This window comes from Pantoea sp. RCC30.1 (genome assembly GCF_058148845.1).
The window spans coordinates 43364-69846 of the sequence record NZ_JBXUHX010000008.1 but is presented as its reverse complement, the minus strand read 5'-3'; the positions used below and the strand labels follow the sequence as shown (position 1 = coordinate 69846).

Sequence of the window (26483 nt, the reverse complement as noted above, 5' to 3'; positions counted from 1 at the left end):
GCTGGCAATCCAACACGTTCCGTTTGGTGTGCAGTGGCCTCCCTTAGGAGGCCACCCGATTTGCCTGTTAATCAGACAATATTGTTAGTGGATACCGCCGATGCGACTGAATCGCACGCCGGTTGGCCACTGGCCTTCTTGTTTCTCAAAGCTCATCCAGATAGCGACCGCTTTACCGACCAGATTACGCTCCGGGACAAAGCCCCAGTAGCGGCTGTCGGCGCTGTTATCACGGTTGTCGCCCATCATGAAGTATTGCCCTTTCGGCACGACCCAGCTCGACTGCGGCTGGCCCGGCTGCTGATAATACATGCCTGCCTGACTCTGCGCTTCATTTACCAGCAGAATGTCATGCGTTACGTTACCAATCGTCTCTTTGCGGGTGGCCAGGCGCAGACCACCGCGCAGGGTATCGCCCTGCGGCACCTGATAGAAACCGTTGCCGGTTTCGTTGCCATCAAAGCCGCTAAAGGTCTGAATAAAGTTACTTGGCTCAACGTCGGTGTAAGTCACCGCTAAGGCTGTGTCACAGGCTTTATCGTCGCTACAGGTCGGTTTCACCGTCAACGTTTTGCTGTAAGGATCATAGATGACTTTGTCGCCCGGCAGGCCGATAACGCGCTTAATGTAATCCAGGCTCGGATCTTTCGGGTATTTAAATACCGCAATGTCGCCGCGCTTCGGCTGACCGGTTGGGATCAGCGTCGTCTGGGTAATCGGATCTTTGATACCGTAAGCGAATTTCTCCACCAGGATAAAGTCACCAATCAGCAGCGTAGGCATCATCGAGCCAGAGGGAATCTGGAACGGTTCGTAGATAAACGAACGCACGATGAAAACCACAGCCAGCACCGGGAATACAGACGCGGTGGTCTCAACCCAGCCTGGCTTTGCAGCAACCTTAGCTAGCGTTTTGCTGTCGAGCGAGTTACCGGTCTGGGCCTGCACCTCAGCCTGTTTCGCGCGACGCGCGGGTGCCCATTTAAAACGATCAATTACCCATACGATGCCAGTAATCAGCGTCGCTATCGCCAGAATCAGGGCGAACATATTAGCCATTAGAAATCCTTATTTGCTGTCCTTACCGACATGCAGAATGGCGAGGAACGCTTCCTGTGGCAGCTCAACGTTTCCAACCTGCTTCATTCGCTTCTTACCATCTTTCTGTTTCTGCAACAGTTTCTTTTTACGGCTCACGTCACCGCCATAACACTTGGCGAGAACGTTTTTACGCAGCTGTTTAACTGTTGAACGCGCGATAATGTGGTTACCGATGGCAGCCTGAATCGCAATGTCAAACTGCTGGCGCGGGATGAGCTCTTTCATTTTCTCAACCAGATCGCGTCCGCGATAAGGCGCGTTGTCGCGGTGGGTAATTAGCGCCAGCGCATCCACACGTTCAGAGTTAATCAGTACGTCGACGCGCACCATGTCTGAAGGCTGGAAACGTTTAAAGTTGTAATCCAGCGAGGCATAACCGCGCGAGGTTGATTTCAGACGGTCGAAGAAGTCGAGGACCACTTCTGCCATCGGAATTTCGTAAGTCAGTGCAACCTGATTGCCGTGATAAACCATGTTGGTCTGCACACCACGCTTCTCAATACAGAGCGTGATGACGTTGCCCAGATATTCCTGCGGCAGCAGCATGTGACATTCCGCAATCGGTTCACGCAGCTCTTCGATATTGTTCAGGGCAGGCAGCTTGGATGGGCTGTCGACATGAACGATATCACCACTGGTTGTCACAACCTCATACACCACCGTCGGAGCGGTGGTGATCAGATCGAGATCGTATTCGCGCTCCAGACGCTCCTGGATGATCTCCATGTGCAGCAGACCGAGGAAGCCGCAGCGGAAACCAAAGCCTAATGCCGTTGAGCTTTCTGGCTCATAGAACAGCGAGGCATCATTCAGGCTCAGCTTGCCGAGCGCATCACGGAAGGCTTCATAGTCGTCAGAGCTGATTGGGAACAGACCGGCGTAAACCTGTGGCTTCACTTTTTTGAAGCCTGGCAGCGCTTTGTCTGCCGGGTTACGAGCGGTGGTCAGGGTATCGCCTACTGGCGCGCCGAGGATATCTTTGATGGCGCAGACCAGCCAGCCGACTTCACCGCAGTTCAGTTCATTACGATCGACACGTTTCGGGGTGAAGATACCCAGACGGTCAGCGTTATAAACCTGACCGGTGCTCAGGACTTTGATCTTGTCGCCTTTGCGCATGGTGCCATTTTTCACACGCACCAGAGAGACAACGCCTAGGTAGTTATCAAACCAGGAATCGATAATCAGTGCCTGCAGCGGGCCTTCCGGATCGCCTTCTGGCGGCGGAATATCGCGCACTAAACGTTCCAGCACTTCCGGTACGCCGACGCCGGTTTTGGCTGAGCAGCGCACAGCGTCCGTTGCATCAATGCCGACGATATCTTCAATTTCCTGCGCGACACGATCGGGATCGGCTGCTGGCAGATCAATTTTATTCAGAACCGGCACCACTTCCAGATCCATCTCCATCGCGGTATAGCAGTTCGCCAGTGTCTGCGCTTCAACACCCTGACCAGCATCCACCACCAGCAATGCGCCTTCACAGGCGGCCAGTGAGCGGGAAACTTCATATGAGAAGTCTACGTGGCCTGGGGTATCGATGAAATTGAGCTGGTAAGTTTGGCCGTCTTTCGCGTGGTAATCGAGTGTCACGCTCTGGGCTTTGATAGTGATGCCACGCTCGCGCTCCAGATCCATAGAGTCAAGAACCTGTGCAGCCATTTCACGAGCGGTGAGGCCGCCACAGATCTGAATCAGACGGTCAGAGAGCGTAGATTTACCATGGTCGATATGAGCGATGATGGAGAAATTTCTTATGTGCTTCATTTATTGGGATATCTTCGCTTAAAATTCAGTTGAAAACCTGAGCACAGACACATTCAGGAAGATCGCTCTTTACCCACAATCCTGTCAGCCTCATTAATGACGACGCATATTACACTGTTAACGCCGCGCATAAAAGAATGGAACGTGGTGGAAGCGAAACAGATATCTGCGCAAGGCAGAATGGACAAAGGCCGCGGGATGCGCGGCCTGGACGTACGTTACGCTTCGCTTTCAACACGCAGCGCATCAGGGGGCAAAGCAATGCTCAGAATGACGGGCTGAAAAGCTTCACGATCGCCGAATTTCATTGAAACGCCTTTAGCGACAATAAAACCGCCGATGCCACCCAGCAGCGCACCGCAGGCCGCAGCCAGATCGCTATTGAACAGCGACTGAAACAGGCCAGCCACCACGAACAGGCCAAACAGCGGCGTCATGTAGACCAGCAGTGCCGAACCGAGCAGGCTGCTCTCTTTGATGCCTAACTCGATGCGCTGTCCCGGCTGCAGCGGCTTGCTGCTGGCGATTTGCATCACGTGGGCATTCTTCGGACCGAGTTTATTCAGCATATGGCTGCCACAGCCTTTTCGCGCCTGGCAGCTGTTGCAGGAGGTTTTTGCTTCGGTGTGAAGCGTAGCGATGCCATCCTGCCATGCCACCACGGTGGCCCATTCTCTCATCATTTTTGTGACCCCAGGTCGATGCTATCCGCAATACGTTTTGCGGTTGCCGGCGGTAACTCGCCGATCACCGCAATTTCGTTATTATTGCGCACAACGGTCTGAACCGTACGACGTCCAGTGCGCAATGTCTGCGTTGTGCTGGTTTTATCGGCTGGCGTCACGTTGATCGCGAAACTAAACAGACCATCGCTGTAGAGCTTCGACTCCATATTTTTGTCCAGCCCCGGCAGCGTGCGACGGTTCTGCGACACCAGTGACATCCCGGCAGGTATCCAGCCAGGCTGCCAGGTGAGCGTAACCGGATCGCCTTTCGGCACGGAGAGCGACGGCGGCAAATTGGCTTTCTCCAGCCCCTGCATCAGGTTACGCACCCCTTCATCCACCGCAAAGCTGATGACGCGGAACTGCTCCAGCGTTTCGCCGTCACGATCGAGCAGGTCGATGCGCAGCGGCAGCTTGGTGTCCACATCCAGCCAGACCACATAGCTGTAACGGGTGCCATCGCGTGAAACGATGCGCAACACATCACACATCTGATCGGCAATGCGCGAGCGGCCAACGGTAATAAAATCGTAGGCTGTGGCGAGCTTAGTGAAGTCAGCAAAAATTACCGATGGCAAGGCATCAATAATGTGATTGCCGGGGAGCGAGAAAGGATCCAGGCCGGGTTCGAAGTAGCTGATATCGTTGTCGCGTTGGATCACTTCCCGACGCGGCCCGTCCATCTGCAACAACTGCGCGAATATCCGGTTATCAATCACAGCGTGACGATAACGCAGCGATTCAATGCCGATGCGCGAGACGTTGATATAGGCGAATTCGTAGTTGAGGTTCTGACTTGCCTGCTCCATCTGCTGCAATAGCGCCCCGGACGCACTGGTTTGCGCCGGGGCGGCAGATGACCACAACAGGCTGCCTGTCAGCAGGCTAACAGCATACCAAAGCGGCTTCATTACTGCTGTTGCTGTCCTAATGACTGGTTACCGGGAACATCAACCTGTGCCTGTTTAGGCGCGTCGGTTTCGAACTGCAGCTGGTCAGCGTGCAGGCGACGTTGCAGTTCATAGTCCTGCAGCATGGCATTCACGCGACGACGCTGATCCTGAACCTGCTGATTGGAGCTGTTAGTGTCAAAGGCATCAGACGGCACGCCCAGGCTCACTGGTGAGGCTTTGCCCATCATCGGCATGGTATTGAACACCGGCGAATCAGAAGTCTGCGTGGCGCTGCCCGCAGGCTGATTGTAGTGCTGAACGCCCACGATCACTGCCAGTGAAACACAGGCAGCTACACCAACCTGAGTCAGTTGCGCAGCCCACGGGCGCGCTTTTTTCCAGAACGGCATTTTTTCCCAGCGGGAAGGTTCTGGCTGAGCTTCAGGGATCAGCGTGGTGACCGTACGCAGCGGTTCTTTTTCGATGGCAGCAGCGACGCGCGCAGAGATATCAAAATGCAGGACATCGCCTACATCACCACGCATGGTGTCGCGGATGAGATGATAGCTCGCCCAGCTTTTCTGCAATACTGCGTCCTTAGACAAGGTGGAAAACAGCTCGTTATCTAAGGTCTCACCATCCATTAAAGCGGAAAGTTTTTCTTTCTGCATGCCTATGTACCCTTCCAGTAGCCGTTATCACTAACGTTGGATAAGCGGTTGAACTTTGTTATCAATGGCCTCTCGCGCACGAAAGATACGTGATCGAACAGTGCCTACCGGGCAATCCATAATGACGGCGATCTCTTCATAACTCAGACCGTCCAGTTCCCTGAGGGTGATTGCCATACGCAAGTCCTCGGGTAGCGCCTCGATGGTACGAAAGACAATTTGTTTCAATTCGTCAGACAACATTAAGTTCTCAGGGTTCGAAATTTCTTTTAATGCACCCGCACTTTCGAAATTTTCTGCGTCAATCGCATCCACATCGCTGGATGGCGGACGGCGCCCCTGAGCAACCAGGTAATTTTTCGCTGTGTTTACCGCAATGCGGTACAGCCAGGTATAAAACGCGCTATCGCCCCGGAAAGAGTCCAGTGCGCGATACGCTTTAATAAACGATTCCTGTACTACATCAGGCACGTCGCCCGAGGGGACATAGCGTGAAACCAAACTCGCCACTTTATGCTGGTAACGAATCACCAGTAAGTTGAACGCTTTTTGATCTCCCTTCTGTACCCGCTCGACAAGGACCTGATCCGTTAACTGCTCGCTCATCCGAGGTAATGTCTCCCCAAATTTTTCATATGCAAAAGTAACTGCCAGCACATCTCATGTTCTGAGCAAGCATGCGCTTAGAGTTGTGATGTGGTGCGAAGTTCACTTCTCGCCCTGATATTTACCGCTCCAGTGGACATTACACAGGTTGTTCGTTTTCGTTCAGTGTAAGGAGCGTAAATCGCAGGCAGAGTAACCTATGACAACAGCTTTTTCATCATTAAATCCTTTAGGTTTAATAAGTTTGCTATAAAAAACCCTGTCTGATGAGACCCGATTTTAACTCACTGATTATAGGTAACTTTGAGAAATCACCTGACGAATAGCGGCGACTGATGTTTAAAATACTTCACAGCAACCCCCATTGCGCTTATGCTCAGACGCATTCTTGTTTAGTAAATTAAACATTATGATGAATGTGACCCCGGATTATGAGTGTGATGTATTAATTGTTGGCAGCGGCGCCGCCGGCCTGTCGCTGGCGTTACGGCTGGCAAAACAGTATCAGGTGACCGTTCTCAGTAAAGCGCAGGTCAATGAGGGTTCAACGCTGTATGCGCAGGGCGGTATTGCGGCGGTGTTTGATGAGACGGACAGCATCGAGTCGCACATCGAAGATACGCTGATTGCTGGCGCAGGATTATGCGACCGTGAAGCGGTCTCATTCATTGCCAGCAATGCCCGACATTGCGTGCAGTGGCTGATCGACAATGGCGTCGCCTTTGATCTCGATCCACAGGCAGCTGGCGATATGCGCTATCACCTGACCCGCGAAGGCGGTCACAGTCATCGCCGTATCCTGCACAGCGCAGACGCGACTGGGCACGCGGTTGAAACTACGCTGGTGAGCCAGGCGTTGAGCCATCCCAACATCCGTATTCTGGAGCGCACCAACGCGGTCGATCTGATTCTTTCAGATAAAATCGGCCTGCCTGGCCCACGCCGGGTGGTCGGTGCATGGATCTGGAACCGTAATCGCGAGCAGGTTGAAACCTGTCGGGCGCGAGCCGTAGTGGTCGCAACGGGCGGTGCCGCTAAAGTCTATCAATATACCACCAACCCCGACATCGCCTCCGGTGATGGTATCGCAATGGCCTGGCGCGCAGGCTGCCGGGTCGCCAATCTGGAATTCAACCAGTTCCATCCGACCTGCCTGTTCCATCCGCAGGCGCAGAATTTCCTGTTAACCGAAGCGTTACGTGGAGAAGGTGCCTGGCTGTTGCGTCCCGATGGCAGCCGCTTCATGCCCGATTTTGATGAGCGAGCCGAACTGGCTCCGCGTGATATCGTCGCCCGGGCCATCGATCATGAAATGAAGCGCCTGGGCGTCGACTGTATGTATCTGGATATCAGCCACCAGCCTGAAGGCTTTGTTCGCGCGCACTTCCCGATGATCTATGAGAAGTTGCTGACCTTTGGCTTTGACCTCACCAAAGAGCCGATCCCAATTGTGCCCGCCGCGCATTACACCTGTGGCGGCGTGGTGGTGGATCAGCATGGACAGACAGACGTCAGTGGCCTCTACGCCATTGGTGAGGTGAGTTACACCGGCCTGCACGGCGCTAACCGCATGGCATCCAATTCGCTGCTGGAGTGTCTGGTCTATGGCTGGTCCGCCGCAGAAGAGCTGATCCGCACCCTGCCCGCCATCGAAGCCGTCACTGCGTTGCCTGCATGGGATGAAAGTCAGGTCGATGACGCCGATGAGCGTGTGGTGATCCAGCATAACTGGCACGAGCTGCGGTTATTCATGTGGGATTACATGGGAATCGTGCGCACCACCCGGCGGCTTGAACGGGCGTTGCGCCGCATCAACCTGCTTCAGCAGGAGATCGATGAGTATTATCACCATTTCCGCCTCTCTAATAATCTGCTGGAGCTACGGAATCTGGTGCAGGTCGCTGACCTGATGGTGCGCTGTGCGCTGGAGCGGAAAGAAAGCCGCGGTCTGCACTATATCCGCGACTATCCGGATTTACTGCCAGAGGCGCTGCCGACCATTCTGACGCCGCCAGGCTACATAAAGAGATAAAACTCCCGCGTCAGGCTGCACCACTCATCGGAATAGCGGGTGTCTGGAGCGCGGATAGCCAGACGCTCCAGCAGCGTCTCACCGGCCTTCGGCGACAGGCCCAGCACAACACGGTGCGGCGGACGATGGGCATATTCCGCCACGTCCAGCCGGAAACGCAGATGCCAGCCATCCGCCTGTGCCAGCTCGATAAATTCCTGACCGGTGGCGGTAGGCAGCACCACACAGAACATCCCCTCTTCTTCAATCAGTAACGCGGCACTGCGTAACAGCGTCTGATGATCGAGCGAGGTCGTTGCGCGTGCGCTGTCCCGGGCGGCGGTAGAACAGGCCACGCCTGGCGCAAAATAAGGGGGATTGCTGACGATCAGCGAGTAGCGTTTATCGCACTGCTCAGCCCAGTCGGCGATATCCTGCTGATGAACCTGAATACGTTCAGGCCACGGCGACTGCTGCGCGTTTTCCTGCACCTGCCCTGCGGCTTCCGGTTCTAACTCAACCGCATCGATTCGGACCGGCGATGGCGTGCGCTGTGCCAGCATTAGCGCGATCAGCCCGCTGCCGCTGCCAATGTCCAGAACGCGTCTTACCCCGGCAACTGGCGCCCAGGCTCCGAGCAGGATGGCATCGGTACCCACTTTCATCGCACAGCGATCGTGCGCGACAAAAAATTGTTTAAAGGTAAATCCGTTCTTGTTTAACTGTGGCCGTTCACGCGGCTTATCCTGCATCATTCGTCACTACCATCGTTTTTTTCCTGCCGTACTGCAGCGCATGAGTGTAACGTGACGACAGAGGGAATTCACGCGGCAGACAACCCCAGGCGCAGCCGAAACGGATTAACAGATGAAGATTCAGTCTGATCTGTCTATAATCAGCGCCCCAAACTGAGGTAGACCATGACAGTAACCACATTTTCCGAACTCGAACTCGACGAAAGCCTGCTACAAGCGTTGCAGGAAAAAGGCTTTACGCGCCCAACAGTGATCCAGGCCGCTGCAATTCCGCCCGCGCTGGAGGGCCGTGACGTTCTGGGTTCGGCACCTACAGGGACCGGGAAAACCGCCGCGTATCTGTTACCGGCGTTGCAGCACCTGCTTGATTTTCCGCGCAAGAAATCCGGGCCACCCCGCATCCTGATTGTAACTCCAACCCGCGAACTGGCGATGCAGGTTGCCGACCATGCGCGTGAGCTGGCGAAACATACCCATCTGGACATCGCCACCATCACCGGCGGCGTGGCTTACATGAACCATGCCGAAGTGTTCAGCGAAAACCAGGACATCGTGGTCGCGACCACCGGCCGTCTGCTGCAGTACATCAAAGAAGAGAACTTTGACTGCCGCGCAGTAGAAACCCTGGTGCTGGATGAAGCGGACCGTATGCTTGATATGGGCTTTGCCCAGGATATCGAAACCATCGCGGCTGAAACGCGCTGGCGCAAGCAAACTCTGCTGTTCTCCGCCACGCTGGAAGGTGACAACATCCGTGACTTCGCCGAGCGTCTGCTGAACGATCCGGTTGAGCTGGAAGCGGATCCAAGTCGTCGTGAGCGCAAAAAGATCCAGCAGTGGTACTACCGCGCTGATGATCTGCAGCACAAGACCAAATTACTGATCCATCTGCTGAAACAGCCGGATGTGACGCGCAGCATCGTGTTCGTGCGTAAGCGTGAACGTCTGCATGAGCTGGTAAGCTGGTTGCACGAAGCGGGGATTCGTAGCAGCTACCTTGAAGGCGAAATGGTGCAGGCCAAGCGTAACGAAGCGATTAAGCGTCTGAGTGAAGGCCGTGTTAACGTTCTGGTTGCGACAGATATCGCCGCGCGCGGCATCGATGTTGAGGATGTCAGTCACGTCTTCAACTATGATATGACGCGCACCGCTGATACCTATCTGCACCGCATCGGTCGTACCGGTCGTGCGGGCCGTAAAGGTATCGCTATCTCACTGGTTGAAGCGCACGATTTCGTGTTGCTGGGCAAAATCACCCGCTATGTGAACGAGCCGATCAAAGCGCGTGTGATTGATGAGCTGCGTCCTGAGACGCGTGCGCCAAGTGCCAAAACCACGGGTAAACCGTCGAAAAAGGTTCTGGCGAAGCGTGCCGAGCAGAAAGCCAGCGAAACTGAAAAACCACGCGTGAAAAAACGCCATCGTGACGCCAAAAATGTCGGCAAACGCCGTAAGGCAAGCGGCAGTACGCCAGCTAACGAGAATGCGGAATAAATCATCACAGGGTTAAAAAAATCGCCTCACAAGAGGCGATTTTTTTTATCTGATAATCAGTAACAGCCCTTTCACAATATTTTTACTGCCAGAGCGCTTTCTTCGCGACACTGGCCTGTCGAAGCCAAGCTATTACCTTTTTATCTCATTCATACTATTGATAAAAATTGCTGTGTGCGCTTTGCGCTTATTTTCTTCACCTGCTAACTCAGGGCTGATCAAAGACTTTCAGTAAAGGTACGGGTAATCACGTCACGCTGCTGCTCAGGCGTCAGTGAGTTAAAACGCACAGCATAGCCAGAAACACGAATGGTCAGCTGCGGATAGTTTTCAGGATGTTTAACCGCATCTTCCAGCGTTTCGCGACGCAGAACATTGACGTTCAGATGCTGTCCGCCTTCAACACGCACCTGCGGTTTGATTTCAACCGGCACTTCACGGTAAGCGAACTCGCCCAGTTCGCTGATAGCGACAACCTGATCTTCTTCGTAGCCCGCTTTTGCACACAGACAACGCGCTTCGGCTTTCTCTTCGTCCAGCAGCCAGAAGGAGTTCAGTAGTTGTGAATTGTTTGATTGAGTGATCTGGATACCAGTAATCATGATTGCGTCTCCCGGATGATACGTGAATAAATCAAATTTGAGGCCCCCGGTATACCACCCTTCATTACGACCATCTTTGACCTGTATCAATATTAATCGGACGTTCTGGCGGCTTTTCCGCTAAGCCGTTGATCTCAAAATCCCTGCACTTTAAAAATAATTTGTATTATTCAAATTATTTTTGCCTTCAGGTCGGCGGCTGGAACAGCTAAGCTTAAGGCACTAACGTTAAGGGAGTTTAACATGGCTGAAAAGCTGACCTGGCACGACGTGCTGGCTGAAGAGAAAGAGAAACCCTATTTTATTGAGACGCTGAAGCAGGTCGCCGATCGGCGCGCTGAGGGGGTCACGGTCTATCCGCCGCAGAAAGATGTGTTCAACGCTTTTCGCCTGACGGAGCTGGGGGACGTTAACGTTGTAATCCTGGGTCAGGATCCCTATCACGGGCCGAATCAGGCGCACGGACTGGCCTTCTCAGTGCTGCCTGGCGTTCAGGTGCCGCCCTCACTGCAGAATATCTACAAAGAGCTGGTGCAGGATATTCCCGGTTTTCAGAAGCCTGACCACGGTTTTCTTGAAAGCTGGGCGAAACAGGGTGTGATGCTGCTGAATACGGTATTGACGGTTGAAGCAGGCAAAGCCCATTCCCATGCGCGATTCGGCTGGGAGACCTTTACGGATAACGTGATTGCGGCGATTAACCAGCACTGTGAGGGGGTGATTTTTCTGCTGTGGGGTTCACATGCGCAGAAGAAAGGCAACATTATCGATCGGCAGCGCCATCATGTGTTGCAGGCGCCGCATCCCTCGCCGCTCTCCGCGCACCGAGGCTTTTTCGGTTGTAAACACTTTTCAACGACCAATGAACTGCTGAGCGCTGCCGGTAAAAAGCCGGTGGACTGGACGCCGGTCTTACCGGCTTGACGCCAGAAAGCACACGGCCGCGTCAGTGCGCGGCCGTGTAATGGGATTCAGGCGTTGAATCAGCTTTTCGCTTTAGAAACCGCAACCATCGCCGGGCGCAGCAGGCGACCATTAAGCGTATAGCCACGCTGCATCACCAGCATGACATGGTTAGGTTCAAACTCTTCAGACTCCATCATCGACATCGCCTGATGCACTTCCGGGTTAAATGGCACGCCGGTTTCGCCGACCACTTCAACACCGAATTTACGCACGGCACCCAGCAGGCCTTTCAGGGTCAGTTCAATCCCTTCGATCATCGATGCCAGCTGTGGATCTTCTTTGTTTGCCACTTCCAGCGCACGTTCCAGGCTATCGATCACCGGCAGCAGTTCGTTGGCAAACTTCTCCAGCGCAAATTTGTGCGCCTTCTCAACGTCCATCTCGGCACGACGACGAATGTTCTCAATCTCTGCCTGCGCACGCAGCTGTGCATCGCGCACACCGGTCTGCGACTGCGCTAGGTCAGCTTCGAGCTGAGCGATACGCTCATCGCGCGGATCCACCTCTGCCGCTGTCTCCGCTTCCTGAGGTTGCTGCTGATCCTGCTGAATTTCGTCTGAGACTTGCTCGTTTGGGGTGTTCTGTTCTTTACTACTCATGAATTTCTCCGCGTTTTGCACATTCATTTCGCTGGTTGGCTTATTATGGGGATTGGTATGACGGATTCAAGGGAACCTATCACATTGCCTTACCGTTTTGGCTTATAAGGAACACCGACCAGATGAACAAACACTTTAACTGCATTGGTATTGTGGGTCATCCGCGCCATCCCACCGCGTTAACCACGCATGAGATGCTCTGGCGCTGGCTGACAGCCAAAGGTTATCAAGTGATCGTTGAGAAGCAAATTGCGCAGGAGCTGTCGCTTCACGACGTACAGACAGGCACGCTGGCGGAGATTGGTCAGCAGGCTGATTTAGCTGTCGTGGTGGGCGGTGACGGCAATATGCTGGGCGCAGCGCGGGTGCTGGCGCGCTACGACATTAAAGTGATTGGGATTAACCGTGGCAATCTCGGTTTTCTCACCGACCTAGATCCGGATAATGCGCAGCAACAGCTGGATGAGGTGCTGCAGGGCAACTATTTCGTCGAGAGCCGCTTTCTGCTGGAGGCGCAGGTGTGTAAATCTGACTGCTCGCCGCGTATTGGCTCTGCTATCAACGAAGTAGTGCTGCATCCCGGCAAAGTCGCGCACATGATCGAATTTGAAGTCTACATCGATGAAGTGTTTGCCTTTTCCCAGCGCTCTGATGGGCTGATTATCTCGACGCCCACCGGCTCGACCGCCTATTCACTCTCTGCGGGTGGCCCGATTCTGACGCCGTCACTCGAAGCAATCGTGCTGGTGCCCATGTTCCCGCATACGCTGTCGGCGCGGCCACTGGTGATCAACAGCAGCAGTACCATCCGTCTGCGCTTTTCTTCACGTCGCAGCGACCTGGAAATCAGCTGTGATAGCCAGATTGCGCTGCCCATCCAGGAAGGCGAGGATGTACTCATTCGACGCAGTGCCGGTCATCTGGATTTGATCCATCCTAAAAACTACAGCTATTTCAACACGCTGAGTTCAAAACTGGGCTGGTCAAAAAAATTATTCTGAAAACCCGCCTCGCCTCTTTACTGGATAAAAAACCAGTTTATACTGTATGAAAAACCATATGTGTTTATTCATACAGGTGAACCTATGCTGGCCCAACTGATCATCAGTAATTTCGCTATCGTTCGTGAGCTCGACATTGATTTCCAACGCGGCATGACAGCAATCACTGGTGAGACCGGTGCCGGCAAGTCTATCGCAATTGATGCGCTGGGATTATGTCTGGGCGGTCGTGCTGATGCCGACATGGTGCGTCAGGGTGCCAGCCGGGCTGACCTCTGCGCCCGCTTCCAGCTAAAGTCTTCCCCTTCTGCCCAGCGCTGGCTGACCGATAATCATCTTGATGAGGGCAACGAGTGTCTGCTGCGCCGGGTGATCAGCGCTGACGGACGTTCGCGCGGCTTTATCAATGGCACAGCGGTGCCGCTCTCTCAGCTGCGCGATCTCGGCCAGTTGCTGATTCAGATCCACGGGCAGCATGCCCATCAGCTTCTGCTCAAACCCGACCACCAGAAACATCTGCTGGATGCCTATGCCGATCATGACGATCTGCTGCAGCAAATGCGCGCCAGCTATCAGACCTGGCATCAGAGCTGCCGCACCCTGGCGCTGCATCAGCAGCAGGCGCAGGAGCGCGAATCACGTCGCGAGCTGTTGCAGTATCAGCTGAAAGAGCTGAACGACTTCGCGCCGCAACAGGGTGAATATGAGCAGATCGACGAAGAGTACAAGCGTCTGGCCAACAGCGGACAGCTGCTGTCGACCAGTCAGCAGGCGCTGCAACTGTTAGCCGACAGCGATGACAATAATCTCAACAGCCTGCTCTACCGCGCGCGTGAAATGATCTCAGAACTCACTTCTCTGGATGAGAAGCTGAACGGCGTTCACAATCTGCTGGAAGAGGCGGCGATTCAGCTGACCGAAGCCAGCGACGAGCTGCGCCACTACTGCGATAGCATGGATCTGGACCCTAACCGCCTGTATGAACTGGAACAGCGTATTTCACGCCAGATCGCTCTGGCGCGTAAGCATCACGTCACACCAGAAGCACTGCCCGAACTGCATCAGCAGTTGCTGGCGGAAGCGGAGCTGCTGTCACAGCATGAGAGCGATCAGGAGAGCCTGCAGTCACTGGTGGGTGAACACTATCAGGCCGCGCTGCAAAGCGCAGAGCAGCTGCATCAGCAGCGCAGCCACTATGCCGATGAATTGCAGCAGCTGATTACCCAGAGTATGCATCTGCTCTCAATGCCGCATGGCCAGTTTAAAATCGCGCTGACCTTTAATCCGGATCAGCTGACGGCAGATGGCGCGAGCCGCGTCGATTTTCAGGTAACGACCAACCCAGGCCAGCCATTGCAGCCGCTGGGCAAAGTTGCTTCGGGCGGTGAACTGTCACGTATCGCGCTGGCGATTCAGGTGATTACCGCGAAGAAAATGGAAACACCGGCGATGATTTTCGATGAAGTGGATGTCGGGATCAGCGGCCCGACTGCTGCCGTCGTCGGCAAACTGCTGCGTCAGCTGGGTGAATCGACTCAGGTGATGTGCGTGACTCACCTGCCGCAGGTGGCTGGTTGTGGTCATCAGCATTTTTATGTCAGCAAAGAGACTGATGGCGCAATGACCGAAACTCATATGCAGCCGCTGGACAAGCGGGCGCGTCTGCAGGAACTGGCGCGACTGCTGGGCGGCAGCGAGGTCACACGCAACACCCTTGCCAACGCAAAAGAACTTTTAGCCGCATAGCAGCGCACTTTTTTAACCCCCCGTGGTCATATGCTTGCTCTGTAGAGGTTTCCAACAGCGAAAAGGTTTATTATCATCGGCACTTATGTCGCCAGAGTAATAAAGCCTGCCGCAGGCAGAGTTCAGATTTTGATGGCAAGAAAGCCGCCTGTAAAAGGCGTTTGGCCCCGGAAAAGGAATGTATAGATGCGCTGTAAAACGCTGACTGCCGCGGCAGTAGTAATGTTGATGATGACCGCCGGATGTTCCACCTTAGAGCGCGTGGTCTATCGTCCTGATATCAACCAGGGTAACTATCTGGTTGCCAACGATGTGGCCAAGATCCATACCGGTATGACACAGCAGCAGGTGGCTTACACCCTCGGTACGCCGATGATGAAAGACCCGTTTGGCAGCAATGTCTGGTATTACGTTTTCCGTCAGGAGCCGGGCCATGAGCGCGTGAAGCAGCAGACGCTGACGCTGAACTTCGATGGCAACGGTGTTCTGACTAACATCGACAACAAGCAGAATCTGTCACCGAACAGCGACTGATTGAACGAACGAAAGACCGTTGAAAGTCAGACAGTAAAAAAGGCGCACTGAGCGCCTTTTTTTATGCCTGTTATCCGCTGAGTCTGACGGGATAACGGCTTATTTTTTGCTTTCTGCCGCTCGCTCTGCACGCTGCCTGCGTAACTCTTTCGGATCGGCAATCAGCGGACGATAGACTTCGATACGATCACCCTCATTCACCACATCCTCCAGCTTCACGGGCCGGCTATAAATACCGACTTTATTGCTGGCGAGATCAATCTCCCGACGCAGTTCAAGTAACCCTGATTTCAGGATGGCCTGCTCTACCGTGCTGCCCTGCTCCACTTTCACGTAAAGCTGGTACTGCTTTTCAGGCAAGGCATAGACCACCTCGACGGAGATATCAGGCACGATAAACCTCTTTGGCCCGCTGGGTGAAGGCCTGCACCATGCTGTTGGCCAGCTCTTTAAAGATACGTCCAAAGGCCATTTCGACCAGCATGTTGGTAAATTCGAACTCCAGGCTTAACTCAACCTTGCAGGCGTCATCACCCAGCGAGACGAACGTCCAGCCGCCAGTCAGCTTGCGGAACGGCCCATCAACCAGTTGCATATGGATGCTCTGGTTATCTGTCAGGGTATTGCGGGTAGTAAACGTTTTGCTGATGCCCGCTTTCGACACATCCACGGACGCCGTCATCTGATTATCAGACGCATCCAGCACGCGGCTTCCGGTACAACCCGGCAGGAATTGCGGATAGGCATCCACATCATTTACAAGTTTGTACATCTGCCCGGCACTAAACGGGACCAGCGCCGAACGACTAATCTGAGCCATAATGGTTCCTGTTCATCACAAAACCGCTGAATAATAGCATTTTCAGCGATTAAACAAAAATGTCCCCGAGTGAGGGTGTGCTAGAATATCCCGTTTCCTGCCGCCCCGCTGGACTGGGGATGCGATAACCGACTAAGTGATGTAAAATACGCCGCACTATGACAAAGAAAAAAGCACACAAACCCGGTTCTGCCACTGTTGCCATGAACAAACGCGCCCGCCACGAGTACTTCATTGAAGAGGAGTATGAAGCGGGATTGTCGTTACAAGGATGGGAAGTTAAGTCACTTCGTGCCGGTAAAGCCAACATCAGCGACAGCTATATTCTGCTGCGCGATGGCGAAGCCTTTCTGTTCGGTTCAACCTTTCAACCCTTAGCCGTTGCCTCCAGCCATGTGGTCTGTGACCCGACGCGCAGCCGTAAGCTGCTGTTGAAGCAACGTGAACTCGATTCCCTGTATGGCCGCGTCAACCGCGAAGGTTACACCATCGTGGCGCTGTCGCTGTACTGGAAGAACGCCTGGTGCAAACTGAAGATTGGTGTTGCACGCGGTAAGAAAGAGCACGACAAGCGCGACGACATCAAAGACCGCGAATGGCAGTTAGACAAAGCACGTATCATGAAGAATTCAAAGCGTTAAGCACTGGATTTTCATTTGTTTTGTTGCTAGTATTTGAAGTTCTGGGGCTGATTCTGGACTCGACGGGATTGTGAAGCCTTAGGAGCATGCCGAGGGGCGGTTTGCCTCGTAAAAAGCCGCAAAAAAATAGTCGCAAACGACGAAAACTACGCACTAGCAGCTTAATAACCTGCTTAGAGCCTTCTCTCCCTAGCTTCCGCTCTTAAGACGGGGATCAAGAGAAGTCAAACCCAAAAGAGATCGCGTGAATACCTTGCCTGGGGTTGAAGCGTTAAATCCAATCAGGCTAGTCTGTTAGTGGCGTGTCTGTTCGCAGCTAACCGGCGAATGTAAAAACTGACTAAGCATGTAGTGCCGACGGTGTAGTAATTTCGGACGCGGGTTCAACTCCCGCCAGCTCCACCAAAATTCTTGGTTGATGGTTACCAGAACCATCATCGAAGTCCTGAGAGCCCGCAAGGTGAAAGCCTTGCGGGCTTTTTTGTGTTTGTAACCTTTCGAGACGATCCGCCTGAATCCAGTGATAATTGGTACACGTTTAGGTACACGCTATAATGGGGGCCAAAAACGTGTACCCATTATGGATGGAAACCAGTCATGGCGCGGATTACACGCCCCCTCACCAATAACGAAATCCTTAGAGCTAAGCCTCAAAAGATTCTGGCTGCAGTTTCTCCCCCCTCTCACCTTCAGCGTGCATAACGGGGCGACACGGCCTACCTAGCATGTAAAGGTAAAGACCGCTTCCGTTTTGATAATTAGCACGGGTGCGGACTCTGGCTGTGTAACAGGCACTGGGCGATATCGCAACGCAGTCGCAGCCACTCAGCCCGTTTGAATCCGTCAGCGAGGCCGACCTGAAGGCCATGAGCGCCAGCCAGAAAGCCGAGTTGCTGGTCGCCCATTACGGTGAGGCGCTGGCCGTGCCGCCGGTCGGGGAGGAAATCTGCCGCTATGAGAACGGCGCATGGCAAGTGATGGAGGCGAAGACGCTGCGCCGGGAAATCGCCGCACTGTTTCAGAAGGTGCGCGCCCCGTTCTCGGCAGCCGTTATCGGCAGCGTGCTGGATACGCTCAAGCTGATGGTGCCGCAGATGGGTGAACCGTCCCGCCGCCTGATTGGTTTCCGTAATGGCGTATATGACACCACGACAGGCACCTTCAGCCCGCACCGCCGCGAACACTGGCTGCGCACCGTTAACAGCGTGGACTACACCGCCCCGCGTCCGGGTGAAAACCTCGCAGACCACGCCCCGGCCTTCTGGCGCTGGTTAACGCGGGCCGCCGGGCATAATAACGACAAGCAGGAGCGCATCCTCGCGGCGTTATTTATGGTGCTGGCAAACCGCTACGACTGGCAGATGTTTCTTGAGGTGACCGGCCCCGGCGGCAGCGGTAAAAGCGTCATGGCCTCGATTGCCACTCTGCTTGCTGGAAAAGACAATACTACCTCCGCCACCATCGACACGCTGGAATCCTCGCGCGAGCGCGCTAGCGTGGTGGGTTTCTCGCTCATTATCCTGCCTGACCAGGAGAAATGGAGCGGCGATGGCGCGGGCATCAAGGCGATAACCGGCGGCGATGCGGTGGCAATCGGCCCGAAATATCGCGATGCCTACTCCACACTCATCCCGGCGGTGATTCTGGCAGTAAACAACAACCCAATGCGCTTCAGCGATCGCAGCGGCGGCGTGTCACGCCGCCGGGTTATCCTGACGTTCCCGGAAGTAATACCGGCAAAAGAGCGTGACCCGCAGTTGCTGGACAAAATCAGCACCGAGCTGGCCGTCATCGTTCGTCACCTGATGCAGCGCTTTGCTTCACCTGACGAAGCGCGCGAGCTGTTGCAAGCGCAACAATCATCCGGCGAAGCGCTGGAGATTAAGCGACAGGCCGATCCGCTGGTCGATTTCTGCGGCTACCTGATGCCGCTGAGCACGCCGAACGGACTGTTTATCGGTAACGCCAACATTCGCCCGATTAACCCTAAGTGCTATCTCTATCATGCGTATCTGTCATTTATGGAATCGCGGGGGCATCAGCACCCGCTCAGCCTGACGGCTTTCGGGCAGGCGGTGCCGCAGACCCTAAAAGAATATGAGCGCGTGCTGCTTAAGCGCCGTACGAATAACGGCATACAAACTAACTTAACGTTGCATGAGGACTGCGAGGCAGATTGGCTGCCTGCTTGCAGTCAGTAGATTATACAAACCCCAACCGGCTTAGGCCGGTTTTTTACATTAGATTCTAAATAAAAGATGCAATTACGTATGACGACAAAGCTCAGCTTAGAGCAAGGAGCATACATAACTTTATTTTTAATGTACTTCGGTGATTAGTAATTAAACTATTTCGTATGCATGCCGATACTGACCGAGAGGAAATAAAATTTGGTTTTGAAAAAGGAAATTTGAGTTGAAAAAAATCACAGGAATCGCTGTTTTATGTCTGTCGCTGCTGGGATGCAGTTCTGTACCTTCAGAAAACAGAACGCTTTACCTGAAGACGGAAATGCAATCATCAGTGTCAGGACAAAATGGTGCAACCGTAGCTGCAGATAACTTTCTCAAACAAGAAAATACTCGCAACTTTGTACTGTATGCGCTCCGTCCATTGCCTGGGAAAAAATTCAGCTCCGAGCTGGAAAGGAAATTTACAGCAGTGACGATGTATATCAATTTGTCCCCTGGCACAATAAACAGAACTGCCGAGATTAGTGGTGAGGTAAATTACTATGATCATGAGCGATATGAAAATGCCCGCTTGGTAGGAGATAGTGTCAAAACAATACATTTTGCACAGCAGACAGTTCCGTTGACACTCAACAAGCCAGTATCAATTGAACTACCGCAGCATATTCATTACTCCATCATGTTGACGGACCGTCAGCCTTAAACATGCCCAAGTTGTCATTAGAAGCGAGCACTCACCCTACATCAACCGGCTTATGCCGGTTTTTTTATAAATTTGTACAGAGTGATCACCCCTAGTGCACACCAGTGTACATCCAGCCTTAAACACTTCACTGTCTAATCAATTCAATTTAATAAACAAAAAACAATAGTGAACAGTGTGAACACTTTTTCCTAAAATCATTTTATTTAGATTATACACTGACCGTAGGTTACCCCAGTAAAGCCGTTCCGGGGTATGAGATCCAATAATTGGTACACGCTTAGGTACACAGAACAAAGTTGAATTAGATAAAAACAATTAAATACATAACCTTGCGAGCTTGGTTCAGATTCCGCCAGCCCAAACAAATTAAAAGGTTACGTTTCAGCGCAACCCTTTTTCTTTTTCTGTGGCGGCAAATTGGCGACAGCGAAAGTCATCCGCCACCAATGGCTCAATAATTGTTAGGATGCCTGTGCTCTTGCTACTTTTCCCAGTGTGAGTAAGGTGCCTGGCATGCTTCATAACGATCTGAAAACGATTTATCTACCACAAACAACTGTTCAAGTTTGCGGTGCTCTACTTCTTTTTAACCTTACATTCCAGCATTCACCACACAGCCAGATCACATATTGGTTAAAGCGTCACCAGCAATTACTTCATAAAGCACATCCCTGAGAGGGGCTGTTTACGATAAGAAAAAGTACGCAATAAAAAAGGCCACGATTAGTGTCATGGCTTTAGCGTTTAATATCATAATTTACAGATTATATGACTCAGTAATCATGCTTCCCCTTTTAGCTTATCCATTAGATAAGCGATAAAATAGGCCAGTATGAAAAAACCAAAAAAACCAACAATTTTTAATGGCCAGCCTTCAAATATAAACAACGAGAAAAATGCTGCAAAGGAGCAGATCCCCGTGGAGAAAGCTTCAACCACATTAGTAGTTTGTATACCTATGAACTTACCGAATTTTAGTAGAAATGATTTTGCAGAGTTCATTCTGTATACCTTTACACATTAATGTATGGCTGTTGATGTACATAAGATAGGGGTCAAGTGGCTTCTCAACAAGAAAATAGACCATATCCAAATTCAGTCGGGAAACCTTAGAATAAGTCATTGGGAATCTGCTTTGCATCCGTCTTGATGCGAGTGAAGCCTCTTCGATTAACCCCTGAATCATGAGAAGGTTCAACGATAGCGACGAACCAACTCTCACAAACCGCTTAAAGGTCTCAGCAGTAACGATACGAGTTAATATTTTTTTAGCTATAAACTGGGCCAGAATAAATTGTGAACCTACCCTTCCCCCCAGCCTGCCAGCCTGCCAGCCTGCCAGCCTGCCAGCACCATAACCCAGCTTACCATCAATAGCTTGCTTACTCTCATTATCGAGCTTTGCATAAAAATCGTAAATCACAATAGTAATCAGTTGTCGGATTGGTTCATGCCTGTCTGCAGTGGCCTTAACCAACTGCATAAATCGTTCTGTTTCCCTTTGATTCCGGTTCTTAAGATCGCTCCCGGCAAGGCCGCTACCCTGCCACGTTCTTATAACTCCCTGATACATGCCCGAAGGAATCGATGACATACCATCCACAATTCCATAAACAATTTGCTTAGCGTCCATACTTTTCCTTATAAGCAAATAATGTCCAAGGTTGAGAATATCTAATCTGACGCAGAATTTCCATTGGCACTATATTCCAGTGCGACTACTGATTAGACAAGATGTTAAAAAATTGATTTATATACTTATTTTACGATTAGAATTATAAAAATGTTATCTGAGATACGATCCATTTAAATGCACATAAAAAGAATTATTTTAAGCTATAACAATAAGTTATTTTTTTCCTTAGCTCCTTTTGGAAATACTATTACTAAAAATTCCTGAAATTCTTTTCACTCTTTTCAGTTGTCGAACTTTGGCAGAAACTCAGCACCGGCGCGGTCTGGCGCTCCCGGTCTCCCGCCTGCGTTACCCACTGTGATACTTCCTTGCGCTGCTGCAGTTGTTCGCCCGGCTTCACGTCCGGCAGGCTGGTCCCTCCCGGCATCGTCTGGCGCACAAACGGCTTGTCTGTGCTTTCGCTGGTAAAACCCACCTCAACCAGCGTTCCCTCTGGCGGAAACTGAAACATGCCTGAATCATTACCTGCTATCGGCACGGGTAACAGCACGACAGCATAAACCGGCGTACTGCCGTCCGGATTGCCGTCAGCATCAAGTAATTGCAGATTAACGGCATAGCGCGGCCTGAAGGGGTCAGCAAAGTTTCCGCTTTTAACCGCCTCAACTGGGGCAAAAACGCGCGCCATTTTAGGCAGGTGCAGGCCGCTGGCTAGCCCCGGATAATGGCTTTCAACCTGACGTTGCACGGGAGTTTTCTGCGGAGGTTGGGCTGGCGGCGCTATAGCGGCATGGGAAATAGGCAACTGGTGGAAATAGAGATGGAAGAAGTTAAGACACTATTGTTATCGGAAGTAAATGAAGCAACAGATGCCGCCCAGGCCCGGTCTGAAGTGCTGATTGACGGCAACGCAACAGGGATTATTATTCCCGGAAAAGTGCTTGAGGCTGCAATAAAAGTCGATGCGCGTCGTTATCTTTTATTCGTGACGGATGACGTCATCTTTGAAGAAATGCTTACAATCCTGTTATTGGAGCTTTCTCAAGGCATAGTAGAAGAACTGACTATTGGAGGCGCTTATACCTCAGGTCATTTTGAAGATTTGGAGGTTTCGCCCCGCTCCGCAAGCTTCAGCTTTGTTGGCGATACTACCTGGACTGTAAAAGTATCGGAATCTCTCACGCTTAAATTGCCGTTCTCCGATCCTCGCGGCGTAAGCCGTCGAGCAGGATTAAGGAAATACATTGATATCTCCGCTAACCCTGCTCCGGCCAGGGCTGACGGTAGCCGATAAGTCAGGTTATATCCTTTATCTATATCGCCAGAACAGGCGATAAAACTGCACGACTATACTGCACTGGTAGACGCAAGCGTACACCAAACAAATTTGAGTTCATAAAAATTAAATAAAAACATAAAGTTAACCAAGAATTCAACTTCCACCAGCCCACCAAATTACTGGTGGACGGTAACCAGAACCATCATCGAAGTCCTTAAAGCCCGCAAGGGTAAAGTCTTGCGGGCTTTTTTGTTTCTTCAAACTATCCCACGAAGTCTTAAAACAGCCGGGATCTCAAGCATCCCGGCCAAAAGGCTAACACTAGAAACTATAATCCACAGCCGCAAAGTACCTGCGGCCATCTTCGTTATAGCTGTAGTCGTCGCGGTTGAGATCTTTATCGGTCAGGTTCAGAACGCCGGCCCGGATCTTCACCGCTTTATTTACCTTATACGACCCGCCGGTATTCCAGACGGTATATCCACCCGGCGTAGCGTTGCCGTCGGTCACGGTGCGGCTTTTGCCTTTGTAATTTGCGGAAAGATAGAAGCTCCAGTCCTCCAGCGGTTTCCATTCGAGTGTCGCATTACTGGTATGGAACGGCAGTTCGGACAACGGTTTGTTGCCGCCGTTACTCCGGTCGCGAGCGTCGTTATAGGTGTAGTTCAGTTTAAGGTTCAGCGTATCGGAGACCGGCAGACCGAGTTCGGTTTCCAGCCCGCGGATACGTGCTTTATTCACGTTGTAATAGCGGAAGATCGGATTGCCGCTGGCATCAAATCCGGCAAAGTTCTGATAGGTCTGCGCCAGACTGCGGTTAGCGGTGCGGATAACCGTAATCATGTCATCGATGTCGTTCTGGAAAACCGTCGCGCTGGCGGTCACATCTTCAAGCAGACCTTCCTGACCAGCGTAATAGAGGCCGAACTCCACGCTTTCGCTGGTTTCTGCTTTCAGATCCTTACTACCCACAACATTACAACTGCCACGGCAGGAGGCGCTTTGCCAGTCCGGGCTAAGCTGCAGCAGAGAAGGTGCTTTGAACGCGGATGCCCAGCCGCCTTTCATCGTGACTGTATCGGTGGCGTTGTAAACCAGATAAGCACGCGGACTCCAGTTGACGCCGTAGTTTTCGTGGTCATCCATACGCACGCCGCCGGTCAGTGCCAGGTTTTCGAAGATGTGCCACTCATCTTCCAGGAACAACGCGTACTGATTCGCCTGTGTGTTGCCGCCGTTTTTCATGTTTACCGCGTCTTCCAGTTTATCGTTGCGGTATTCGCCGCCGAATGTCAGGAACTGGGCGTAATCGCCCAGCGGGATCACGACTTTGCCGTCGAGAGAGTTGTTTTTCGAAGTGATGGTTTGGGCATTTTTGTTTTCGATTTTTTCACCGTAGAATCGCAGTTCGGTATTCGCCCCTCCCCAGCGGCCATTATGGGCGAGCGAGTAGTTTTCGCGCTCAATGCGGTTTTTATCCAGCGTGTCGGAATCACGATCCTGACGGTCCATCCCGTAACCGAAGGTGATGTCCTGATCTTTATCCGGCGTCAGGGAAAATTCGACATTGGCGTTACGCGATGTATAGCCTTCGATACGCGGCTGTCCGGTACTGCCGCTGGCGGAACTGGCCTGATCTTTCTCGCGTTTACCCAGCGCACCGTAAACTTTCACGCCCAGTAAATCGTCAACCAGCGGGCCGCTGGCAAAGACGTTACCGTTACCGCTATCGCCACGATCGCGATGTTCCTGAACGGTGGTATCGGCGCTCAGGGTGCCGTGCCATTGCGTGCCGACTTTACGGGTGATGATGTTGACCACCCCGCCCAGCGCATCGGAGCCGTACAGGGACGACATTGGCCCGCGCACCACTTCAATACGTTCGATCGATTCCGCAGGGATCCAGCTCAGATCGAAATCGTTATGGCGGAATACGGCGTTGCGGGAGTTCACGCGTTTGCCATCCACCAGAATCAGCGTATAGCCGCTGCCCAGTCCGCGGATGCTGACGCCCTGACGGTTGTCGCTTTCATTGGTGATCTGTACGCCGGGAACATCTTTCAGCACATCTTTGAGGTTTTGTACCGGTTTCTTTTGCAGATCGTCGCGGGTTATTACGCTGATACTGGCTGGTGCATCTTTAAGATTCTGTTCAATCGAGGAGGCAGTGACCACCATCTGATCTTCATTCTCTTTCACTTCGCTGGCGTCTTCCGCCATCACCGGCATCGCGGCAGCAATCAGTTGTGCGAACAGCCCGGCTTTAACGGCCGGTGTAAATTTAATCTTAACCATCTCTTCTCTCCGTGAGGTAAAACGCCCCGTCAGCCGGGGCAAAGTCCCTTTTACTCGGTCCAGTAAGTGCCGGTCGGTTCGACGGCGAGGAACTGTTTATAGAGTTGTTTTTGCATTTGCTGTAGATCGAGATCGGCAAACTTCTGCGGATAAAACGCTTTGGCAAAGAACTGTACGGCCAGCACGTTATAGGGGGAGTTGTAATAGTTGTGCCAGATGCCAAAACTGCGGCCATCTTCCACCGCTTTCAGCGTGCTGATGCCTTTACGCCCCAGTAGCGGCTTCAGGCTGGTGCTCGCCTGTTCTGGTGTAGTCTGCGCACCCAGCACTAAACCGGCGGGTAGCGGATCGCCCGCTTTCGGCGGTCTGGCTCCCCCGCTGACCAGATACACATCCGGCTGCATCGCGATGACTTTTTCCAGATTCACCTGACCGAGCGCCCCCGGCAGCAGCGGTCTGGCGATATTCACGCCGCCCGCCAGATCGATAAAATCACCCATATTGCCGTTACCGGCTGAGCGGCAACATTCATCCGCTGTCGAGGCGCGCAGTTCGATAAAAACTTTCGGTTTATCCTGCTGAGGAATCTCATTAGTTACGTCGGTGACGCGCTTGATATTGTCCTGATAGAAGCGGATATAGTCCTGCGCCTGCTTCTCGCGGTTCAGGACTTTGCCCAGCAGTGCCATACTCGGCACGGTGTTTTTGAGCGGAGAAGTACGGAAATCGACAAACACCACGGGCACACCGGCGTTTTGCAGTTGTTTCACCAGCTCACTGCCTTTGCCTGGCCCGTGACCCGACAAACCGAAAATCGCCACCTGCGGATTCAGCGTCAGCACTTTTTCCGGGCTGATGGTGTCAGCACTGGTCGAGCCAATCAGCGGGATGTTGTCGATTTGCGGGAATTTCGCCCGATACGTGGCGTAGGTTTGTGGGTCAAGCTTACGGAAATCGCCCTGCCAGCCGACGATTCGATCAAACGGTTTCTGGCCTTCAAGCAGCGAAAGGGCGAAGAACAACCGGCCCTCTCCAAGCACCACACGCTGAACATCATCCGGCACGGTGACCGTACGCCCCGCCACGTCTGTGACGGTAACCGCCTCTGCCGTGACACTGATCAAACCCAACGCGAGACCCGCTAATCCGACAGACATCTTTTTGCCGGAAAGCGCTTTAAATATTCTTTGCTGATGATTCATCTTCTTCCGATTCCTTTACGTTTCCCTGAAGAAGCAAAAATGATAATGAAAACGATAACAACTATCAATTCGATTTACATTTCAAGATAGAGAGGAAAAACTGAGTGGATAAAACTGTACGAAAATAGGATAAAGAGAATTCTCAACGAAGTTCTGAAAGTCCGTACGGTGCGAGCCATGCGGGATTTTTTGTGTCTTTGATTTTGTAAAAACCCTGACAAAACGAAGCCTTCACTTTTAG

Annotated in this window: 24 protein-coding genes, 1 other RNA gene and 2 pseudogenes; 11 read left to right on the top strand and 16 right to left on the bottom strand. The window is 52.5% G+C overall.

Going from position 1 to position 26483, the window contains the following annotated elements:
- Positions 1-84: 84 nt before the first annotated feature.
- The 6 genes from lepB to rpoE all read right to left on the bottom strand — a co-directional run bounded on the left by lepB (position 85) and on the right by rpoE (position 5763).
- A complete protein-coding gene (gene lepB / locus AC2LB6_RS09470) occupies positions 85-1059 on the bottom strand; it encodes a signal peptidase I (protein ID WP_090958577.1) in 975 nt (324 codons plus the stop codon).
- Positions 1060-1068: 9 nt separating this feature from the next.
- Complete coding sequence (lepA, locus tag AC2LB6_RS09465; RefSeq protein ID WP_490093306.1) at positions 1069-2868, bottom strand: translation elongation factor 4; 1800 nt, start codon at positions 2866-2868, stop codon at positions 1069-1071.
- A gap of 218 nt (positions 2869-3086) precedes the next feature.
- The gene (gene rseC / locus AC2LB6_RS09460) at positions 3087-3551 is read right to left on the bottom strand and encodes a SoxR-reducing system protein RseC (protein ID WP_090958571.1); all 465 of its coding nucleotides are present in this window, start codon (positions 3549-3551) and stop codon (positions 3087-3089) included.
- Entirely contained in the window at positions 3548-4504 is a 957-nt protein-coding gene (gene rseB / locus AC2LB6_RS09455; RefSeq protein WP_490093305.1) for a sigma-E factor regulatory protein RseB, read from the bottom strand. The genes rseC and rseB overlap by 4 nt, the downstream gene beginning before the upstream one ends.
- On the bottom strand, positions 4504-5157 hold the full coding sequence (gene rseA, locus AC2LB6_RS09450; protein ID WP_490093304.1) for an anti-sigma-E factor RseA: 654 nt from the start codon (positions 5155-5157) through the stop codon (positions 4504-4506). Before rseA ends, rseB begins: the two co-directional genes overlap by 1 nt.
- A 30-nt stretch (positions 5158-5187) precedes the next feature.
- Complete coding sequence (rpoE, locus tag AC2LB6_RS09445) at positions 5188-5763, bottom strand: RNA polymerase sigma factor RpoE (RefSeq protein ID WP_013358764.1); 576 nt, start codon at positions 5761-5763, stop codon at positions 5188-5190.
- 412 nt (positions 5764-6175) lie between these two features.
- Here rpoE and nadB point away from each other — a divergent pair, with 412 nt between their 5' ends.
- Positions 6176-7795: an L-aspartate oxidase gene (gene nadB / locus AC2LB6_RS09440; protein ID WP_490093370.1), complete on the top strand. Its 1620-nt coding sequence runs from the start codon at positions 6176-6178 to the stop codon at positions 7793-7795.
- On the opposite strand, the gene trmN is transcribed toward nadB, so the two are convergent.
- Positions 7780-8529 carry a tRNA(1)(Val) (adenine(37)-N(6))-methyltransferase TrmN gene (gene trmN, locus AC2LB6_RS09435; RefSeq protein WP_490093303.1) on the bottom strand — a complete coding sequence of 250 codons (750 nt, stop codon included), beginning with the start codon at positions 8527-8529 and terminating at the stop codon, positions 7780-7782. The genes nadB and trmN overlap by 16 nt on opposite strands.
- A 165-nt stretch (positions 8530-8694) precedes the next feature.
- On the opposite strand from trmN, the gene srmB reads away from it, so the two are divergent.
- A complete protein-coding gene (gene srmB, locus AC2LB6_RS09430) occupies positions 8695-10023 on the top strand; it encodes an ATP-dependent RNA helicase SrmB (protein WP_010257676.1) in 1329 nt (442 codons plus the stop codon).
- Between the two features lie 218 nt (positions 10024-10241).
- On the opposite strand, the gene grcA is transcribed toward srmB, so the two are convergent.
- Positions 10242-10625 carry an autonomous glycyl radical cofactor GrcA gene (grcA, locus tag AC2LB6_RS09425; protein ID WP_010672180.1) on the bottom strand — a complete coding sequence of 128 codons (384 nt, stop codon included), beginning with the start codon at positions 10623-10625 and terminating at the stop codon, positions 10242-10244.
- A gap of 243 nt (positions 10626-10868) precedes the next feature.
- Here grcA and ung point away from each other — a divergent pair, with 243 nt between their 5' ends.
- Entirely contained in the window at positions 10869-11549 is a 681-nt protein-coding gene (gene ung / locus AC2LB6_RS09420; protein WP_490093302.1) for a uracil-DNA glycosylase, read from the top strand.
- Between the two features lie 59 nt (positions 11550-11608).
- Here ung and grpE read toward each other — a convergent pair whose 3' ends face one another.
- Entirely contained in the window at positions 11609-12190 is a 582-nt protein-coding gene (grpE, locus tag AC2LB6_RS09415; protein ID WP_490093301.1) for a nucleotide exchange factor GrpE, read from the bottom strand.
- 122 nt (positions 12191-12312) lie between these two features.
- On the opposite strand from grpE, the gene nadK reads away from it, so the two are divergent.
- From nadK to bamE, 3 genes are all read left to right on the top strand, one after another.
- Positions 12313-13191: an NAD(+) kinase gene (gene nadK / locus AC2LB6_RS09410; RefSeq protein ID WP_003848582.1), complete on the top strand. Its 879-nt coding sequence runs from the start codon at positions 12313-12315 to the stop codon at positions 13189-13191.
- A gap of 84 nt (positions 13192-13275) precedes the next feature.
- Positions 13276-14937: a DNA repair protein RecN gene (gene recN / locus AC2LB6_RS09405; RefSeq protein ID WP_490093300.1), complete on the top strand. Its 1662-nt coding sequence runs from the start codon at positions 13276-13278 to the stop codon at positions 14935-14937.
- Between the two features lie 186 nt (positions 14938-15123).
- On the top strand, positions 15124-15471 hold the full coding sequence (gene bamE, locus AC2LB6_RS09400; protein WP_490093299.1) for an outer membrane protein assembly factor BamE: 348 nt from the start codon (positions 15124-15126) through the stop codon (positions 15469-15471).
- Positions 15472-15570: 99 nt separating this feature from the next.
- Here bamE and AC2LB6_RS09395 read toward each other — a convergent pair whose 3' ends face one another.
- Positions 15571-15864 carry an RnfH family protein gene (locus AC2LB6_RS09395; protein WP_490093298.1) on the bottom strand — a complete coding sequence of 98 codons (294 nt, stop codon included), beginning with the start codon at positions 15862-15864 and terminating at the stop codon, positions 15571-15573.
- A complete protein-coding gene (locus tag AC2LB6_RS09390; RefSeq protein WP_090958545.1) occupies positions 15857-16291 on the bottom strand; it encodes a type II toxin-antitoxin system RatA family toxin in 435 nt (144 codons plus the stop codon). The genes AC2LB6_RS09395 and AC2LB6_RS09390 overlap by 8 nt, the downstream gene beginning before the upstream one ends.
- 158 nt (positions 16292-16449) lie before the next feature.
- On the opposite strand from AC2LB6_RS09390, the gene smpB reads away from it, so the two are divergent.
- The 4 genes and pseudogenes from smpB to AC2LB6_RS09370 all read left to right on the top strand — a co-directional run bounded on the left by smpB (position 16450) and on the right by AC2LB6_RS09370 (position 19827).
- Entirely contained in the window at positions 16450-16932 is a 483-nt protein-coding gene (gene smpB / locus AC2LB6_RS09385) for an SsrA-binding protein SmpB (RefSeq protein WP_010257694.1), read from the top strand.
- 43 nt (positions 16933-16975) lie between these two features.
- Positions 16976-17337, top strand: a transfer-messenger RNA (tmRNA) gene (gene ssrA / locus AC2LB6_RS09380).
- A 407-nt stretch (positions 17338-17744) separates the two neighbouring features.
- Positions 17745-19133: pseudogene (locus AC2LB6_RS09375) on the top strand (DNA primase family protein); the annotation flags it as partial.
- Between the two features lie 214 nt (positions 19134-19347).
- Positions 19348-19827, top strand: coding sequence for a hypothetical protein (locus AC2LB6_RS09370; protein ID WP_490093297.1), 480 nt, complete (start codon positions 19348-19350; stop codon positions 19825-19827).
- A gap of 783 nt (positions 19828-20610) precedes the next feature.
- Here the strand turns inward: AC2LB6_RS09370 and AC2LB6_RS09365 are convergent.
- The 3 genes and pseudogenes from AC2LB6_RS09365 to AC2LB6_RS09355 form a co-directional block, all read right to left on the bottom strand.
- The gene (locus tag AC2LB6_RS09365) at positions 20611-20832 is read right to left on the bottom strand and encodes a hypothetical protein (protein WP_490093296.1); all 222 of its coding nucleotides are present in this window, start codon (positions 20830-20832) and stop codon (positions 20611-20613) included.
- The gene (locus tag AC2LB6_RS09360; protein WP_490093295.1) at positions 20795-21463 is read right to left on the bottom strand and encodes a hypothetical protein; all 669 of its coding nucleotides are present in this window, start codon (positions 21461-21463) and stop codon (positions 20795-20797) included. The genes AC2LB6_RS09365 and AC2LB6_RS09360 overlap by 38 nt, the downstream gene beginning before the upstream one ends.
- A 253-nt stretch (positions 21464-21716) precedes the next feature.
- Positions 21717-22235, bottom strand: a pseudogene (locus AC2LB6_RS09355) (hypothetical protein); the annotation flags it as partial.
- 51 nt (positions 22236-22286) lie between these two features.
- On the opposite strand from AC2LB6_RS09355, the gene AC2LB6_RS09350 reads away from it, so the two are divergent.
- Complete coding sequence (locus tag AC2LB6_RS09350; RefSeq protein WP_490093294.1) at positions 22287-22760, top strand: hypothetical protein; 474 nt, start codon at positions 22287-22289, stop codon at positions 22758-22760.
- Between the two features lie 306 nt (positions 22761-23066).
- Here AC2LB6_RS09350 and cirA read toward each other — a convergent pair whose 3' ends face one another.
- Together cirA and AC2LB6_RS09340 are read right to left on the bottom strand one after the other, a co-directional pair.
- Complete coding sequence (gene cirA, locus AC2LB6_RS09345; RefSeq protein WP_490093293.1) at positions 23067-25040, bottom strand: catecholate siderophore receptor CirA; 1974 nt, start codon at positions 25038-25040, stop codon at positions 23067-23069.
- Between the two features lie 50 nt (positions 25041-25090).
- Entirely contained in the window at positions 25091-26242 is a 1152-nt protein-coding gene (locus AC2LB6_RS09340; protein ID WP_490093292.1) for an ABC transporter substrate-binding protein, read from the bottom strand.
- Between the last annotated feature and the right edge of the window lie 241 nt (positions 26243-26483).